The following is a 15594-nucleotide window of genomic DNA, read 5'->3' as shown; positions in this document are numbered from 1 at the left end:
TGCAGGTTCATTGTTGAACTCTCCTTATCGTTTACAAATACTCATGCTCGGATATGCAGTGCAAAACTGCATATGCAATGTATATACAATTCCTTGACATATTTCAAGGACCAGACCCAGAGCGGCCGTGAACAAGAAATCCAAAGAGAAATCGTCGAAGAAGGACAGCCAGCTGGTTCTGCGGCTGGACAAGGCCGAGCGCGACGCGTTTGTGGAACTGTGCAAGGCGCTGGATACCTCGGCCGCGCGCGAGATCCGTCATTTCATGCGGGACTTCGTGAAGAAGAACAAAAAGGGCTAGCGTGGCGTCAGGCCCCCCGCCAGTGGTCAGGCGGGACGTCGGCGATCCGTGCTCCACCGCATCAACGCCTCCAGCGGGCCATGGCGAAAGGCCAGCGCCCAGACCCGCGCATAGATCGCCGACAAGACACAGAACCCGAGACTGTAGATCAGGATCTCCGTCGTCGTCAGGCTGCCCCCCAAGAGGCCCAGCGCCTCCAGCAGTCCCATCCCGAACAGGATGTGAAAGATATAGAGGCTGAGCGCCTGCCGCCCCGGTGCCGTGAGCCATGCGCCCAGCCCGGCGCGCTCCAGCACGGGGGCACATAGAAGCACCGCCCCAAGCGCGGCTGCCGCGCTGCCGCTGGCAGCGACAAGGTAGGTCGGACCCGGCGGGATCATTGCGGTGTCAAACAGCGGCAGCAGCTCCGGATCGGAGACCAGTTGCCCCGGGATCGCGCCCAGGCCAGCTGCCAGAAGGCCCAGACCCAGCATGCGCAGCTGCACCCGCCGGTCGGCCAGATCCAGACGACCAAGCCAGAGACCAAAGAGAAGGAACGCCAGCCAGGGGAGTACCGGATGCCAACCGTTGAAGAACGAATGCATCAGGAAACCGGGGAAGGTCCAGAACCCGGTGTACTCCAGACTGTCCCAATCCCAGTTCTGGTCGTAGTCAAGCCCGGCGTGGATGGCCACGCTAGCGATCAGCAGGGCAACGATCACGCCCCAGATCACCGGCCCGGACGCGCGCAGGAAGGGCAGCACACAGAGGAAATAGAGCGCGTAGAAATGCAGGATGTCGGCCTCGAAGATCAACAGGTTCAACAGGCCTGCCCCCATCAGGAAGGCCGCCCGTTTCACCATCGTGGCCGCATCCGGACGCCCAAGCGCCAATCCAACGCCCGCCAGCACAACAAACAGGGCCGCCGCGCGCCCTTCCAGCGCGTTGGTGATCAGCGAGGGCAGGTCCGCGGCGGGCTGAACTTCAGCCGCCAGTCGGAAGTTCACCAGCACCATGCCGCAATAGGCCAGGAACCGTGCCATATCGATCCCGGTCAATCGCGCACCTGTGCGGGTCATTCCGACGCCCTCCCTGCGTTTGGAAACAGTTCAACCTGTCCTTAACAAAGGAACGAGGGGCGTGGAATGAAAGATGGGCACGGAAATTTTTCCTGCCCATCCGGGATCTTGAGCGATACTGTTGCCCGTTGGCGTCAGCCCAGCACACGTCCGGCGACCGCGTCGAGCTTGGCCAGCAGCGCCTGGTCGCGCTTGTCCGGTGCCGTCATGATGGCATACTCCAGCGCCCGGTCACAGCCGTGCGGACAGGGGGCACGGTCGGCCCCAAGGCGTGCGGGCAGCCCCTTGACCAGCGCCCGGCCCTTGTCGGAGTTGCCTTGCAAGGTGGCGATGATCTCTGTGATGTCCACGGCGCCGTGATCCGGGTGCCAGCTGTCATAGTCGGTGACCATGGCGATCGAGGCATAGCAAAGCTCCGCCTCGCGGGCGAGCTTGGCCTCGGGCATATTGGTCATGCCGATCACATCGGCCCCCCAGACATCGCGGTACATCTTCGATTCCGCCATCGAGGAGAACTGCGGCCCCTCCATCGCCAGATAGGTGCCGCCCCGATGCACGGTGATGCCGGCGGCGCGGGCCGCGTCCTCGCAGGCATCCCCCAGCCGGGGACAGGTCGGATGCGCCACCGAAACATGGGCGACGCAGCCTGAGGAGAAGAAGCTTTTGTCGCGCGCGAACGTCCGGTCGATGAACTGGTCCACGATCACAAAATCCCCCGGCGCCATCGCCTCGCGGAAGGACCCGCAGGCGGAGACCGAGATCACGTCGGTTGCACCGATCCGCTTGAGCGCGTCGATATTGGCGCGGTAGGGCACATCGGTCGGCGCATGCACGTGACCACGCCCGTGTCGCGGCAGAAAGGCCATTTTCACGCCGTCGAAGCGTCCGATCAGGATGTCATCCGAAGCGGTGCCCCAGGGGCTGTCAACGCGACGCCATTCGGCCCCCTCCAGCCCATCGATATCATAGATGCCGGAGCCGCCGATCACGGCGATCATGGTCTCTGTCATTTGGATCTCTCCTGCCGGTGTTTGTCGACCTATGGCCGAGCGGGGCGCGGTTTGGCAAGCGGCTGTTGCACCGAGCAAGGGATTTTACCGCAGGCGGGGCACCGCCGCGCCGCCGTGTTGCGCTAGGCAACCACCGCGCCGGGATTCATGATGCCATGCGGGTCCAGCGCCGTTTTGATGGCGCGCATGGCGGCCAGCTTTACCGGGTCGCCATACCGTTCCAAATCCGCGACCTTGAGGCGCCCGATCCCGTGTTCCGCGCTCATGGAGCCGCCATAGTCATGCACAAGATCATGGATGATGCGTTTGACCTCTGCGCGCAGGGGCTCGTATTCCGCACGCGGCCTCCCTGCCCCCGGAAAGACGTTGTAATGCAGGTTGCCATCCCCCAGATGACCAAAACAGTTGATCCGGAGCGAGGCATCCAGCTCTGCAATGGCCGTCCAGCCGGCGGGGATGAAATCCGGGATACGCGAGATCGGCACGGAGATGTCATGGCTCGACACCGAACCGATCAGCCGGTTGGCCTCGGGGATATGCTCACGCAGGGCCCAAAGCGCCTGACGCTGCGCTTCTGACTGCGCGATAACGCCATCCGTGGCAAGGCCCGCCTCCATCGCGAGACCAAAGAGATCGGCCAGCGCGTCCTCGGCGTTCTGCCCCTTGCCGAGGCCAAGCTCGATCAGCACGCACCAGTCCGGGCGGGGATCGAAAGGCTGGCGCAGATCCGGCAGTGTCTCGGCCAGAAAATCCAGCCCCTGACGATGGATCAGCTCAAAGGCGCTAACCGCCTCGCCCACGGCATCCCGCGCCAGCGCCAGCAGCGCCACCGCCGCAGAGGGGTCGGGCACGGTGAAAATCGCCGTGCCGGCATTGGCGGGAATGGGCGAGAGCTTCAGCGCCGCAGCGGTAATCACACCCAGCGTGCCCTCCGCTCCGATCAGCAGATTGCGCAGATCATAGCCGGTGTTGTCTTTCCTCAGCCGTGACAGGCCATGCCAGATCTCGCCCGTGGGCAGGACCGCCTCCAGCCCCAGGCAAAGATCGCGCGCATTGCCGTAGCGCAACACGTTGACGCCGCCCGCATTGGTCGCAAGGTTGCCACCGATCTGGGCCGTCCCTTCGGCCGCAAGCGACAGAGGGAACAGCCGCCCCGCGTCGGAGGCCGCCGCCTGCACCTCCGCCAGCACCGCGCCCGCCTCGGCGATGAGCACGTTTTCCTGCGGGTAAACCGCGCGAATGCTCCGCATCCGTTCAAGCGACAACAGCAGCGGCACGGGCCCCTCGGGCATCACCTGCCCGCCAACCAATCCGGTGCCGCCGCCATAGGGCACCACCCCGACATGCGCGTCATGCGCGGCCCGGATGATCTCTGCCACCTCCTGCGTGGTGCGTGGCAAGGCCACCGCTGTCGCGTGCCCCGTGTAGCGACCACGCGGTTCCTCAAGGTAGCGCGCCTCCGGTCGGCGGAGCGTATCCGCAGGCAGACGGGCAGACAGGGCATCAAGAAAGTCGGGATCGGCAGGGTTCAATGTCATAGCCACTGCATCCGAAATCCGCACAGCAAAGGCAAGTCCCTTGGAGGGATCACGGCGCGGCGGCCAGAAACGCGGGCCGCAGAACATAGACCGTGGGCCGGTCCGGCAGGCTGCGCAGAGAGACCACAAGCTCCGGGCCCTTCACCCGTTTGATCGCATAGCTTTCTCCGATGCGGCTGAGAAAGCGTTCCAGCGTGACCTCGCCAAACCAATGCATCGGAATCACCACCGAGGACCGCAGCCGCCCCAGCACTTCGAGCATATCTGGCAATGGCAGGGTGGTGCCGCCATCGACCGCCGCCATCACCACATCAAGCCGCCCGAGGGCCGCAAACTGCGCCGGTGTGGGCACGTGATGCAGATGTCCAAGATGGCCGATGCACAGGCCCGCAACCTCGAACACAAAGATGGAATTGCCATTGGGCTCCACCCCACTGCCGGACCGAATGTCGGTAGAGACATTGCGGATCAGCATCTCGTCCAGGTCCAGATGGTGGTCGATGCCCTCGCCAAAGGCACCCCAGCCCCTCAGCACATGCGGGATCGCAGGGTCCGGAAATTCGGTCCAATGGGTGCCATGGGCGTGGTTCATGGTGACCACATCGGGGATCAGCGGCGCGGTCCCGAGAAACCCCGTGTAATCGGTGACGACATTCAGCCCACCGGCGGTCTGGATCAGAAAAGACGCATGGTCGATGTAATGGATCCGCACGGAGGCGCTATCGGGCAGCGGATCCTGCCAACTGGCCTTATGCAGATAGTCTATCCCGGGCGCGGCTTCCGCCAGCGCAATACAATGGCTGGCACGACGCTCCTGAGCGGAGACCGCACCAGCCAAGACGGCCAGGCCAGCCGTGAGCACACACCAAAACATCACTCGCATTCTTCTGGTTTAGGTCGATTGCGCTCTGGGTCACGCAAAAAACGTGCTGTGCGGGTCTAAAAGCCCTCAGGCCTGCCCCACCATGGTCTTGCCCCGGCGATCATTGCGCAGCGCGGCATAGAGCACATGGGTGCGCCAGCGCCCGTTGATCTGCAGATAGGACTGCGCCACACCTTCGTATTTGAAACCGGAACGCTCCAAGAGCCCGCGAGAGGCGGCGTTCTCCGGCAGGCAGGCGGCCTCGATCCGGCTCAGGTCCAGGCGGGTAAAGGCATGGTGGACCACCGCGCCGATGGCCTCGCGCATGTAGCCCCGGCGGGAAAACTGCGTGCCGGTCCAATAGCCGATGGTGCCTGCCATGGCCGGACCGCGCCGGATATTATCCAGCGTGATGGCCCCGACCAGATGGTCATCCTCGCGCCGGATCAGGAACAGCGGCAGGGCCGACCCTTGTGCAATGGACCGCTTGGCCCAGTAGACCCGGTTGGTAAAGGACTTGCGGCTGAGGTGATCGGGCGACCAAGCCGGTTCCCACGGAACCAGGTGATCTTTGCTCTGCTGACGCAGAAAGGCCCAGTACCGGAAATCCGCGTGCACCGGCGGGCGGAGCGTCAGACGCTCCGTCTCCAGTTTCACCGTCCGGCGGGCCAGAAGCATCAGGCAGCGCGCCTCCGGGCGATCTCCTCAAGGCTCGGCGCATCAGCGACCGGACCATAAAGAGCAAGGGCCGCAGGGGCATCACGGGAGATCCGCGCCGCCATGGCGCGCACGTCCGTGGTGGTCACCGCGTCGATCTTCTCGACCGTGGCCTCAAGGCTGGGCACGCGGTCCCAGATCTGCACAAGACGGGCCAGACGTTCGGCGCGGTTCGACGGGCTTTCCAGCCCCATCAGCATGCCCGCCTTCATTTGCGCACGTGCGCGCTCGACCTCGGCATCCGACATATCGTCGGCGGCGCGTTTCAGCTCGTCGACGGTGATGCCCACCAGATCGGCGACCTGTTCGCCCGCCGTGCCGGCATAAATGGTCATCATGCCCGTGTCCTCATAGGCGCCCGCCTGAGAGAAAATCGTGTAGCACAGGCCCCGCTTTTCGCGCACTTCCTGAAACAGCCGCGAGGACATGCCGCCACCAAGGGCCGCTGCATAGATCTGCGCGGTGTAGATGTCATCGGCGCGGTAGCTGGGGCTTTCAAAGGCCAGCGCCACATGAGCTTGCTCCAGCGCCTTGTCGCGCCGGGCCTCGCCGCCGACAAAGCTGGCCGTCTCCACCACGTCCTGCTGTTTGGGCTCCAGATCGCCAAACATCTCTGTCGCGGCCTTGACCAGCCGGTCGTGATCAACCGCACCGGCTGCCGACAGGATCATCTGGCCGGGGCCGTAGTGTTCGGCCACAAAACGGCGCAGGTCTTCCTTGGTAAAGCTGCGCACCCGTTCGGCGGGGCCGAGGATCGAGCGGCCAATGGCCTGATCGCGGTAGCTTTCTTCCTGTAGCCAGTCGAAGATAATGTCGTCCGGCGTGTCCAGCGCCTGACCGATCTCTTGCAGGATGACGCCGCGCTCAACCTCGATCTCGCGCTCGTCGAATACCGAGTTCAGAACGATGTCCCCAATCACGTCGAGCGCGAGGTCCACATCGTCCTTCAGCACGCGCGCGTAATAGGCCGTGACCTCGCGACTGGTATAGGCGTTGATATAGCCGCCCACGTCCTCGATGGCTTCGGCAATCTGCAGTGCGGTGCGCCGCTTCGTGCCCTTGAACGCCATGTGTTCAAGGAAATGGGCCACCCCATTCTGTTCGAGCCGCTCGTGGCGGCCCCCTGCCGAAACCCAGATACCAAGGGCTGCGGATTGCAGCCCCGGCATATACTCAGTGACGATACGAAACCCGTTTGGCAGGGTGTCTTGTTTAACGGTCAATTGGCGATGTGCTTTCTGATGTGATCTTCGATGGTGCCAAGATCATTGGCGATCCGGGTCACCCGTTCCGACCTTTCATACAGATCTGCCATGCGAGGGGGAAGAGGCGGATGCACGCCGGAGGCATCTTCGACCGCTGCCGGGAACTTCGCCGGATGCGCGGTGGCGAGCGTGACCATGGGCATACCGTCCTGAAGGTGCTCATTGGCGACCTTCACCCCCACCGCGCCATGGGGGCACAACAGCTCGCCCGACGCGGCCAGTTCCGATTTGATGGTCGCGGAGGTTTCCTCCTCGGAGGCGCGGCCCGAGGTGTAGATCTCGCTCAGCGCCTGCATTGCGCCCTGGCTCACGTTGAAGCCACCACCGGTTTTAAGCTCATCCATCAGCTGCGCCACGGCCGCGCCATCCTGATCGTAGGCATAAAACAAGGCGCGCTCAAAGTTCGAAGACACCTGAATATCCATCGAGGGCGAAATCGACGGGATGGTTTCACCTTTGAAGTACCCCTCGCCCGAGAGACAGCGATGCAGGATGTCGTTCTGATTGGTGGCCACCACGAGCTGCTCGATCGGCAGGCCCATTTGACGCGCAATGAAGCCTGCAAAAATGTCACCGAAGTTGCCGGTGGGCACGGTGAAGGACACCTTGCGATGCGGCGCGCCCAAGGCCACGGCAGCGGTGAAGTAATAGACCACCTGCGCCAGCACGCGGGCAAAGTTGATCGAGTTCACGCCCGCCAGATGCACCGAATCGCGGAAATCGAAATCGTTGAACATGTCTTTGACCGCAGCCTGACAATCGTCGAAATCGCCATCCACGGCGAGTGCGTGGACATTCGCGTCATCCGGCGTGGTCATCTGGCGGCGCTGCACTTCCGACACCCGGCCATGCGGGTACATGATAAAGACGTTGACCGCATCCAGACCCCGAAAGGCCTCGATCGCCGCCGACCCCGTATCGCCAGAGGTCGCGCCGACGATGGTCACGCTGTCGCCCCGGCGTTTGAGCGCGACCTGAAACAGCTGACCAATGAGCTGCATGGCGAAATCCTTGAACGCCAGCGTCGGGCCGTGGAACAGCTCCAGCAAGAAATGGTTCGGGGCCATCTGTTTCAGCGGCGCGCGGGCGGCATGCTCAAACCCTGCATAGGCACGGGCGATGATGCCCTTAAACTCGTCTTCGGTGAAAGAGCCGGACACATAGGGCCACATCACGCGATAGGCGACTTCCTCATAAGGAAGCCCTGCAAAACCCGCAATTTCCTCAGCCGAGAGCGTCGGGATCTCTGCCGGGACATAAAGTCCGCCGTCGCGGGCAAGCCCCGTCAGCATCGCTTCTTCGAAGGTGAGTTCAGGCGCTTGGCCGCGGGTGGAGATATATTTCATGGCGTCAGTTCCTGTCAGGTTTTGGCGCGCGTACGCAAGAGAAAGGCGGCGGTCATGGCCGCCCAGATCAGGGCGAGCGAGAACCATGTGATGACATATTGCAGGTGGTTGTTCGGGATGCCTTCGGTGGAGACCGGCAGCGGTGTGGGATTTTCGGCCCCCGCACGCACCACGACCAACAGCGGTTCGGTGTTCAGACGGTCGGACATATAGGCAATGTCGCGGGCATAGAGGATATTGGTATCCTCTTCCGGCGGCGGGGTGGACCAGTCGCCCTCATCCGGCCAGAGCAGATTCCCGGTAAGCTCTGCTGCCCCAGTGGGGCGCGCGCCATCCTTGTCGCTGGCCCGGATGTAGCCGCGATCCACAAGAATACGGCGGCCCGCATCGGTCACAAAGGGGGAAATCACACGGTAGCCCGCCCCCTGCGCTTCGGTGACCCAGAAGACGTGCAGCTCTTCGGACTCGATCTCGCCGGAGAGCGTCACAGCGCGATACCGGTCCGCCTCGATCGTGGGGGCATCCGGCAAGGGCACCGGCGCGGCGGCAATGCGCGTCTCAATGGTAGAGAGGATGTTCTCTTTCCACGTCAGTCGCTGCATCTGCCAGATGCCCAGCGACACAAGCGCCACGAGGCCCAAGCCCCCGACCACTGCGAGAAAGATCACGCGCCGCATCAAACGACCCCTCCTGACCCGATTGCCATTTTCACCCCTGAGATATGCAAGAGGCGCGCGAGGTGATCCCCGCGCGCCCCGTTAGATACGTGCTGATTGCCGAAAGGAAAACCGCAATCATGTACCCGCTACATTGTGATCAGTGCGCCAGACCGGCGGTGCCCCAGATGTAGACGGCCACGAAGAGGAACAGCCAGACGACGTCAACAAAGTGCCAGTACCAAGCGGCCATTTCAAAACCGGCGTGGGATTTCGGGGTGAAATCCCCCTTGATCGCGCGGATCAGGCAAACCGTCAGGAAGATGGTGCCGAGGATCACGTGGAAACCGTGGAAACCGGTGGCCATGAAGAAGTTCGAATAGAACTCGTCGCCGCCGAACTCCCAGCCTTCGTGCAGCAGATGCGCATACTCGTAGCCCTGCAGGAAGGTGAAGAACACGCCAAGCGCAATACCGATGGCAAGACCGTTCACCAGGCCCTTGCGGTCATTCTCATGCACCAGCGCGTGGTGCGCCCATGTGACGGCACAACCGGACAGCAGCAGCACCAGCGTGTTGATGAGCGGCAGGTGGAACGCGTCGACGGGGTAGATCTCCGGCGCGACGTATTCGGTGCCGACATACTGTTCCATCGGGTACATGGCGTGTTTGAAGAACGACCAGAACCAGGCGAAGAAGAACATCACTTCGGACATCACAAACAGGATGAAGCCGTAGCGCAGGCCGATCAGAACCACCGGTGTGTGATCGCCTGCCTTGTTTTCGGCGATGGTTTCCCCCCACCAGCAGAATGCGGAATAGCAGACCGCGACAAGTCCGGCCCAGAACAGCCAGGCCGTGATGTCTTTCATCCACAAAACCGCCCCGAAGAGCATGATGAACGCGCCCACAGAGCTCAGCAGCGGCCAGATCGACGGCGGCAGGATGTGGAAGTCGTGATTTTTTGCATGCGCCATTTAAGTGTCCCTCACCAAAGCGGCCTTAGTTCAGTTCCGTCTCTGCCCCGGATGTACCTCCGGTGTCGAGGGCGGCATAGCCCTCGGGCAGATCGATCTCGTGAAATGTATACGACAAGGTGATCGTATGCACATATTTTGCCTCCGGGTCCTCGACGATCTCGGGGTCCACGAAGAAGGTCACGGGCATCATAACCCGCTCCCCTGGTTGCAGCACCTGCTCGTTAAAGCAGAAACACTGAATTTTTTCAAAGTAGTAGCCCGCCGAATACGGCGCGACATTATAGGAGGCCTGCCCCGCGACCGGACGGTCTGTCGGGTTGTATGCCTCATAGAAAGCAAGACCGGTCTCGCCGATCTTCAGCTCCATGATGCGCTCGACGGGCTTGAACTCCCACGGCATGCCGCGGTCCTTGGAGGCGTCAAAGCGAACCTTGATGGTGTCTTCCAGCACCTGATCGGACCCGGCGTCCGCCACCTGGGTCACGCCGCCAAAGCCGGTCACCCGGCAGAACCAGTCGTAGAACGGCACCGACGCCCAGGCGAGGCCGCCCATGACGAAAACCACGCCAACCAGCTGGATCACCGTTTTCTGCGGTCCGCTCATTGCCATCAGTTCTGCGCTCCGGTGTCGATTTCCGGGAATGTGAAGCCTGCCGAGGTCACCTTGACCATGGTCAGTGCCAGCACCAGCACGACAAAACCGGCCAGCAGCAGGCCCACACCGAGGTTGCGCCCCTTGCGGCGATTGTGGAGTTCGTGTTCCTTGCGCAGGCTCATATTACCAGCCTCCCAGTCCGTAGGGTTTCAGGAGCGCCTCCATCAGGATCGCGCCGAAGTGCAGGAACAGATAGAGCAGCGACAGCTTGAAGAAAGAGCGTTCGACCTGGAAGTTGTCCGCTTCGCAGGACTCTTCGTCGCGGCGCCAGATCCGGACCGCGCCCTTGAGGAACAGCAGGTTCAGCACCAATGCAACCGCCAGATAGATCGGCCCGCCCACGCCGGTAAAGGCGGTGGCCAGCGCAAAGAGCGCCAGAATCACCGTGTAGACGAGGATATGGTTGCGGGTGGACCGGCGCCCGTGGGTCACGGTCAGCATCGGCACATCCGCCATGTCGTAGTCATTGCGCATGAACAGCGCCAGCGCCCAGAAATGCGGCGGCGTCCACAGGAAGGTCAGCGCGAACATCAGCCAGGGCTCGATCGCCATGGAGCCGGTCGCGGCAATCCAGCCGATCACCGGCGGAAAGGCCCCGGCCGCACCACCGATGACGATGTTCTGCGGCGTCGCCCGTTTCAGCCACATGGTGTAGATCACCACGTAGAAGAAGATGGTGAAGGCCAGGAAGGCCCCCGCAAACACATTGGTGGCCAGTGCCAGCATGATGACCGAAAGGCCTGACAATCCAAGACCGAGGCTGAGGGCCTCGCCCTTGTCGACCTTGCCCGCGGGAATGGGGCGCGACTTGGTGCGTTTCATCACCTGGTCGATGTCGGCGTCCCACCACATGTTGAGCGCACCGGACGCGCCACCGCCGATGGCGATGAACAGGATGGCACAGAAGCCGACAACCGGGTGCACGCCGATGGGCGCGGCAATCAGACCCACAAAGGCGGTAAACACCACCAACGACATCACGCGCGGCTTCAGCAGCGCAAAGTAGTCGCCAAAGGAGGCGTCATCTTCGCGGGTCATGCTTGCGTTAATGCTGGCGTCGCTCATGCTCGGGCTCTTCTTTGGACACGGCGGTCACGCCCGGGGCGTGGCCAGCCAATTTGTGACGAAGTCGACAACCCTGCCCCCCTGTTTCTCGTGCGAGGGGCAGGTGTCAGGCGGTCTTAGTTCGATGCGACCTGATAGGCGCGCGGCGTGCCGGCATCGGCGTATTCGTCGATCGCGCCTTGCAGCCATTCCTCATAGGCTTCCTCGCTGACCACTTTGACGGTGATCGGCATGTAGGCGTGGTCCTTGCCGCAGAGTTCGGAGCACTGACCGAAGTAGATGCCTTCCTGGGTGGGCTTGAACCACAGTTCCGCCAGACGTCCCGGAACACCATCCTGCTTCACGCCAAAGGCCGGCAGCGCCCAGGAGTGGATCACGTCGGCCGCGGTCACCTGCATCACGATGGTCTTGTTCACGGGAACAACCACGGCAGTATTGGTGGCCAGCAGGAATTCATCACCTGCATAGCCTGCATCTTCGAGCTTCAGCTTCATCGCCTCGTCATAGACGAAGGGGGTCACATCCGCATCGGCGGGACGCGCGCTTTCGTCCAGGGTGGCCGGGTGGCCGATCAGGTAGCTGTCGAATGCAAACTCATGGTCCACATACTCATAGCCCCAGTACCACTGGTAGCCGGTGACCTTGATGGTCACGTCGCCCTCTGGGATCTCCTGCTGACGCAGCAGCTCCGGCAGGGAGAAGGAACCGATGACGATCAGGATCACGATCGGAATCACCGTCCATGCGATCTCGACAGGGGTGTTGTGGGTAAAACTTGCCGCTTCGGGGTTGGAGCGACGGTTGAACCGCAGGATTGCATAGAGCAGCAGACCGCCCACGAACACGCAGATCGCGGTGATGATGATGAGAATCATGTGGTCCAGCTGGTGAATGCCTTCCGCCAGTTCGGAGGCCGCCGGCTGGAAGCCAAGGTTGCCGTCGGTCGGCTTACCAATGGTTTCCAGACCTTCTTGCGCCATTGCTGGAAGGCTCGAGAGAGCGGCGATAAAGCCCGAAAGCGTCAAAGCATTCTTCATGTCGTTTCCTGATCGCTTGATCGTTGCATGGGGCGGGTTCGCGGAATCGATTGGAAAATCGTACTGCGCCCGTTGTCTTTGGTGCCGTTAAAAATCATATTCTTGAGAGGTTATAAAGAGGGTTGCTCGCGTCATAGCGTCGCTTTCTTGACTTAGATCAAAAAAATCGAGGCCCATTTGATGGATACAACAGCGTTTCGCCCCTTTGAGACCACCCTTCCCGAGGATGAGGCCCTGCCGGTTCTGCGCGCGGCGCTTGCCGGTGCCGACGATGGCGAGATCTTTGCAGAGCGCACCAAATCCGAGGCTTTGGTGTTTGATGACGGTCGACTGCGGACCGCCAGCTATGACGCCGCAGAGGGATTTGGCCTGCGCGCGGTGCGCGGAGAGGTTGCCGGATACGCCCATTCCACCACCATGTCGGTCTCGGCCCTGAAACGGGCGGCAGAAACCGCACGGCTGGCGGTCGGCGATGGCGGCGGGACGATGGCCCCTGCCCCGCAAGCCACCAATCAGAAGCTCTATCACGATCTCGACCCGATCGCGGCGCAGGCCTTTCCGGTCAAGGTGGAGACGCTGCGCGAGATCGACAGTTTTGCCCGCGAGTTGGACCCGCGCGTGGTGCAGGTGTCGGCGACGCTGGCTGCCTCCTTGCAGGAAATCGAGATTATGCGGGCCGATGGCACCCGGGTGCGGGACGTGCGTCCGATGACACGGGTGAATGTCTCGATCATCGTCGAGGATGGCGGCCGGCGCGAAAGCGGCACCGCCGGTGGTGGCGGGCGCGTCGGCCTCGATGGGCTGATCGCACCGCAAGACTGGCAGGCCAAAGCGCGCGAGGCGCTGCGTATTGCATTGGTCAACCTGGAGGCCGAACCCGCTCCCGCAGGTGAAATGGACGTGGTCCTCGGCCCCGGCTGGCCGGGCATCCTGCTGCATGAGGCGATCGGTCATGGGCTTGAGGGTGATTTTAATCGCAAGGGATCGTCCGCCTTTGCCGGGCTGATGGGCCAGCGCATCGCCGCCCCGGGTGTGACCGTGCTGGATGACGGCACGATTCCCGACCGGCGCGGCTCCATCAGTGTGGATGACGAGGGCACACCCAGCCAGAAGACGACGCTGATCGAGGATGGTATCCTTGTGGGCTACATGCAGGACCGCCAGAATGCGCGCCTGATGGGCGTGGAGCCCACCGGCAACGGGCGGCGGCAAAGCTATGCCCATGCGCCGATGCCGCGCATGACCAACACCTATATGCTGGGCGGCAACGCCGCGCCCGAGGATCTGGTCAAGGACATGAAGGACGGCATCTGGGCGGTGGGCTTTGGCGGCGGTCAGGTGGACATCACCAACGGCAAGTTTGTCTTTTCCTGCACCGAGGCCTATCGGGTGAAGGATGGCAAGATCGGCGCGCCGGTAAAGGGCGCGACCCTGATCGGCGATGGTGCCACCGCCCTGCAGAAGATCCGCGGCCTCGGCAACGACATGGCGCTGGATCCGGGCATGGGCAATTGCGGCAAACAGGGCCAATGGGTGCCGGTGGGCGTTGGCCAGCCCAGCGTCTTGATGGGCGGATTGACCGTCGGCGGTTCGGCAACCTGATCGCGGGCCCCTCCTGCGAATGGTGGCTCGTGCCAGATGCGCGAGTCGCCTGCCCTCTCAGCCGCCCCTCTCAGCCGTCGGAGTGACGCAAGGGAACCCAAGGCTCTCACCTTTGTTTAACAGTCCAGGCTTTTTGCGCGCCAAACAGCCGCAATATCGACCCGCGTTTACCACAAATCTTGCCCAATCCTCAGACCCGAAGCAGGGGCGCTATGCTCACGGTGGATTCACACCCCTTTGTTTTCAATGACATAGCGAAAAGTACCGAAAAATCTCGATAAACTGTCTCGATGTTCACCACCTGTTAACCTCCGCAGCCGTAAACCTAGTCTTGCAACAAGGCGAGGCGAGGGCATGACCGGAGAAGCAAATTCTTCCACTCACCCCCCACTCCCACCCACCACGGAAGATCAAAGGTATTCCTGGCTTCGTCTGTTGCGCTCCCGTGGAATCGGGACAGTGACCTTCTACCGGCTTCTGGCCGAGTATGGTTCAGCACAGAACGTGCTTGAAATGCTGCCTGAAGTGGCAGCGACCACAGGCGTCAAAGGGTATAAAACATACTCAAAAGATGCACTGGACGCCGAGTTCACCTCAGCAAAAGCCGCCAATGCGCGGCTTTTGTGCTTTGGTGATGCGAATTACCCCGCCGTTCTGGCCAATATCCCCCATCCGCCGCCGGCCCTCTGGATGATCGGCAATCCGGACCTGCTCGCGCGACCGGCAATATCCATCGTGGGGGCGCGCAACGCCTCCTCCCTGGGGCGGCGCATGACCTACGGCCTGGCGCGGGACCTGGGGGATGCGGGATATGTGGTGATCTCCGGCCTTGCCCGCGGGATCGACGCCAGCGCCCATGAGGGCGCGCTCAGCGCCGGGACCATCGCTGTTCAGGGCGGCGGCGTGGACATTATATACCCGGCAGAAAATGCGCGTCTCGCGGCGGCAATCGCAGAAAACGGCCTGCGTCTGTCTGAGCAGCCGATGGGATTGCAACCACAGGCCCGCCACTTTCCGCCTCGCAACCGCATCATCGCAGGCCTCGGCCTTGCCACGGTTGTGGTCGAGGCCGCCGTGAAATCCGGCAGCCTCATTACAGCACGGGATGCGCTGGATCTGGGGCGCGATGTGATGGCTGTGCCCGGCCACCCCTGCGATGGCCGCGCAAGCGGCGGCAACCTGCTGATCCGGGATGGCGCAACGCTGGTCCGCGACGCCCGCGACGTGATCGATGCGCTGCCCCCGTTGCAGGTGGAGCGCCCCCGCCCCCGCGTCGCGGCGCGGGACCTGCCGCCACCGCCCCCCGAAAAGCGGACCATGCGGCAAACCGCTGCACTCCACCAGCAGATCCTCGACCGGCTTGCCGCCGCGCCCACCCCCGAGGGCCAGCTGATCGACGATCTCGACAGCCCGGCACGCAAGGTGCGCACTGTTCTCACCGACCTTGAACTCTCTGGCGAAATCGGTCGCGGACCGGGTGGGGTGATCATCAAAAAACGCTGA

16 protein-coding genes are annotated in these 15594 nt (G+C 62.5%); 3 read left to right on the top strand and 13 right to left on the bottom strand.

The window, feature by feature from the left end; all coding sequences use genetic code 11:
• The first annotated feature begins 127 nt into the window (after positions 1 to 127).
• Positions 128 to 301, top strand: coding sequence for a hypothetical protein (locus ACXAF5_RS05225; RefSeq protein WP_474945788.1), 174 nt, complete (start codon positions 128 to 130; stop codon positions 299 to 301).
• A gap of 26 nt (positions 302 to 327) precedes the next feature.
• Here ACXAF5_RS05225 and ACXAF5_RS05220 read toward each other — a convergent pair whose 3' ends face one another.
• From ACXAF5_RS05220 to coxB, 13 genes are all read right to left on the bottom strand, one after another.
• Positions 328 to 1359 (bottom strand): DUF418 domain-containing protein, encoded by a 1032-nt coding sequence (locus ACXAF5_RS05220; RefSeq protein WP_474945787.1) that lies wholly within the window; start codon positions 1357 to 1359, stop codon positions 328 to 330.
• 134 nt (positions 1360 to 1493) lie between these two features.
• Positions 1494 to 2369 carry an S-methyl-5'-thioadenosine phosphorylase gene (locus ACXAF5_RS05215; protein WP_474945786.1) on the bottom strand — a complete coding sequence of 292 codons (876 nt, stop codon included), beginning with the start codon at positions 2367 to 2369 and terminating at the stop codon, positions 1494 to 1496.
• A 122-nt stretch (positions 2370 to 2491) separates the two neighbouring features.
• Entirely contained in the window at positions 2492 to 3907 is a 1416-nt protein-coding gene (locus ACXAF5_RS05210; protein WP_474945785.1) for an FAD-binding oxidoreductase, read from the bottom strand.
• A gap of 49 nt (positions 3908 to 3956) precedes the next feature.
• Positions 3957 to 4781: an MBL fold metallo-hydrolase gene (locus ACXAF5_RS05205; protein ID WP_474945784.1), complete on the bottom strand. Its 825-nt coding sequence runs from the start codon at positions 4779 to 4781 to the stop codon at positions 3957 to 3959.
• Between the two features lie 75 nt (positions 4782 to 4856).
• Positions 4857 to 5447: a GNAT family N-acetyltransferase gene (locus ACXAF5_RS05200; RefSeq protein ID WP_239324778.1), complete on the bottom strand. Its 591-nt coding sequence runs from the start codon at positions 5445 to 5447 to the stop codon at positions 4857 to 4859.
• A complete protein-coding gene (locus ACXAF5_RS05195; RefSeq protein ID WP_474945783.1) occupies positions 5447 to 6709 on the bottom strand; it encodes a M16 family metallopeptidase in 1263 nt (420 codons plus the stop codon). The genes ACXAF5_RS05200 and ACXAF5_RS05195 overlap by 1 nt, the downstream gene beginning before the upstream one ends.
• Entirely contained in the window at positions 6706 to 8097 is a 1392-nt protein-coding gene (gene thrC / locus ACXAF5_RS05190; protein WP_474945782.1) for a threonine synthase, read from the bottom strand. Before thrC ends, ACXAF5_RS05195 begins: the two co-directional genes overlap by 4 nt.
• A 14-nt stretch (positions 8098 to 8111) precedes the next feature.
• Positions 8112 to 8774: an SURF1 family protein gene (locus tag ACXAF5_RS05185; RefSeq protein ID WP_474945781.1), complete on the bottom strand. Its 663-nt coding sequence runs from the start codon at positions 8772 to 8774 to the stop codon at positions 8112 to 8114.
• 139 nt (positions 8775 to 8913) lie between these two features.
• Positions 8914 to 9729 carry a cytochrome c oxidase subunit 3 gene (locus ACXAF5_RS05180; RefSeq protein WP_474945780.1) on the bottom strand — a complete coding sequence of 272 codons (816 nt, stop codon included), beginning with the start codon at positions 9727 to 9729 and terminating at the stop codon, positions 8914 to 8916.
• A 25-nt stretch (positions 9730 to 9754) separates the two neighbouring features.
• Entirely contained in the window at positions 9755 to 10342 is a 588-nt protein-coding gene (locus ACXAF5_RS05175; RefSeq protein ID WP_474945779.1) for a cytochrome c oxidase assembly protein, read from the bottom strand.
• Positions 10342 to 10509: a cytochrome C oxidase assembly protein gene (locus ACXAF5_RS05170; protein ID WP_239324788.1), complete on the bottom strand. Its 168-nt coding sequence runs from the start codon at positions 10507 to 10509 to the stop codon at positions 10342 to 10344. Before ACXAF5_RS05170 ends, ACXAF5_RS05175 begins: the two co-directional genes overlap by 1 nt.
• Before the next feature lies 1 nt (position 10510).
• Positions 10511 to 11452 (bottom strand): heme o synthase, encoded by a 942-nt coding sequence (gene cyoE, locus ACXAF5_RS05165; protein ID WP_239324789.1) that lies wholly within the window; start codon positions 11450 to 11452, stop codon positions 10511 to 10513.
• A gap of 116 nt (positions 11453 to 11568) precedes the next feature.
• On the bottom strand, positions 11569 to 12489 hold the full coding sequence (gene coxB, locus ACXAF5_RS05160) for a cytochrome c oxidase subunit II (protein ID WP_239324790.1): 921 nt from the start codon (positions 12487 to 12489) through the stop codon (positions 11569 to 11571).
• 180 nt (positions 12490 to 12669) lie between these two features.
• Between coxB and tldD the strand changes: the two genes are divergently transcribed.
• Positions 12670 to 14091 carry a metalloprotease TldD gene (gene tldD, locus ACXAF5_RS05155; protein WP_474945778.1) on the top strand — a complete coding sequence of 474 codons (1422 nt, stop codon included), beginning with the start codon at positions 12670 to 12672 and terminating at the stop codon, positions 14089 to 14091.
• Between the two features lie 354 nt (positions 14092 to 14445).
• Positions 14446 to 15594 carry a DNA-processing protein DprA gene (dprA, locus tag ACXAF5_RS05150; RefSeq protein ID WP_474945777.1) on the top strand — a complete coding sequence of 383 codons (1149 nt, stop codon included), beginning with the start codon at positions 14446 to 14448 and terminating at the stop codon, positions 15592 to 15594.

The organism is Epibacterium sp. ABV4_022 (assembly GCF_056159345.1).
Note: the sequence above shows the minus strand (reverse complement) of the source record. Positions and strands in the feature narration are given on the sequence as shown.

Bases quoted from the DNA above. Each gene is read 5' to 3' on its own strand.
- ACXAF5_RS05220 (WP_474945787.1), bottom strand. From the start codon at position 1,359: ATGACCCGCACAGGTGCGCGATTGACCGGGATCGATATGGCACGGTTC.
- ACXAF5_RS05215 (WP_474945786.1), bottom strand. From the start codon at position 2,369: ATGACAGAGACCATGATCGCCGTGATCGGCGGCTCCGGCATCTATGAT.
- ACXAF5_RS05210 (WP_474945785.1), bottom strand. From the start codon at position 3,907: ATGACATTGAACCCTGCCGATCCCGACTTTCTTGATGCCCTGTCTGCC.
- ACXAF5_RS05205 (WP_474945784.1), bottom strand. From the start codon at position 4,781: ATGTTTTGGTGTGTGCTCACGGCTGGCCTGGCCGTCTTGGCTGGTGCG.
- ACXAF5_RS05200 (WP_239324778.1), bottom strand. From the start codon at position 5,447: ATGCTTCTGGCCCGCCGGACGGTGAAACTGGAGACGGAGCGTCTGACG.
- thrC (WP_474945782.1), bottom strand. From the start codon at position 8,097: ATGAAATATATCTCCACCCGCGGCCAAGCGCCTGAACTCACCTTCGAA.
- ACXAF5_RS05185 (WP_474945781.1), bottom strand. From the start codon at position 8,774: ATGCGGCGCGTGATCTTTCTCGCAGTGGTCGGGGGCTTGGGCCTCGTG.
- ACXAF5_RS05180 (WP_474945780.1), bottom strand. From the start codon at position 9,729: ATGGCGCATGCAAAAAATCACGACTTCCACATCCTGCCGCCGTCGATC.
- ACXAF5_RS05175 (WP_474945779.1), bottom strand. From the start codon at position 10,342: ATGGCAATGAGCGGACCGCAGAAAACGGTGATCCAGCTGGTTGGCGTG.
- ACXAF5_RS05170 (WP_239324788.1), bottom strand. From the start codon at position 10,509: ATGAGCCTGCGCAAGGAACACGAACTCCACAATCGCCGCAAGGGGCGC.
- cyoE (WP_239324789.1), bottom strand. From the start codon at position 11,452: ATGAGCGACGCCAGCATTAACGCAAGCATGACCCGCGAAGATGACGCC.
- coxB (WP_239324790.1), bottom strand. From the start codon at position 12,489: ATGAAGAATGCTTTGACGCTTTCGGGCTTTATCGCCGCTCTCTCGAGC.
- tldD (WP_474945778.1), top strand. From the start codon at position 12,670: ATGGATACAACAGCGTTTCGCCCCTTTGAGACCACCCTTCCCGAGGAT.
- dprA (WP_474945777.1), top strand. From the start codon at position 14,446: ATGACCGGAGAAGCAAATTCTTCCACTCACCCCCCACTCCCACCCACC.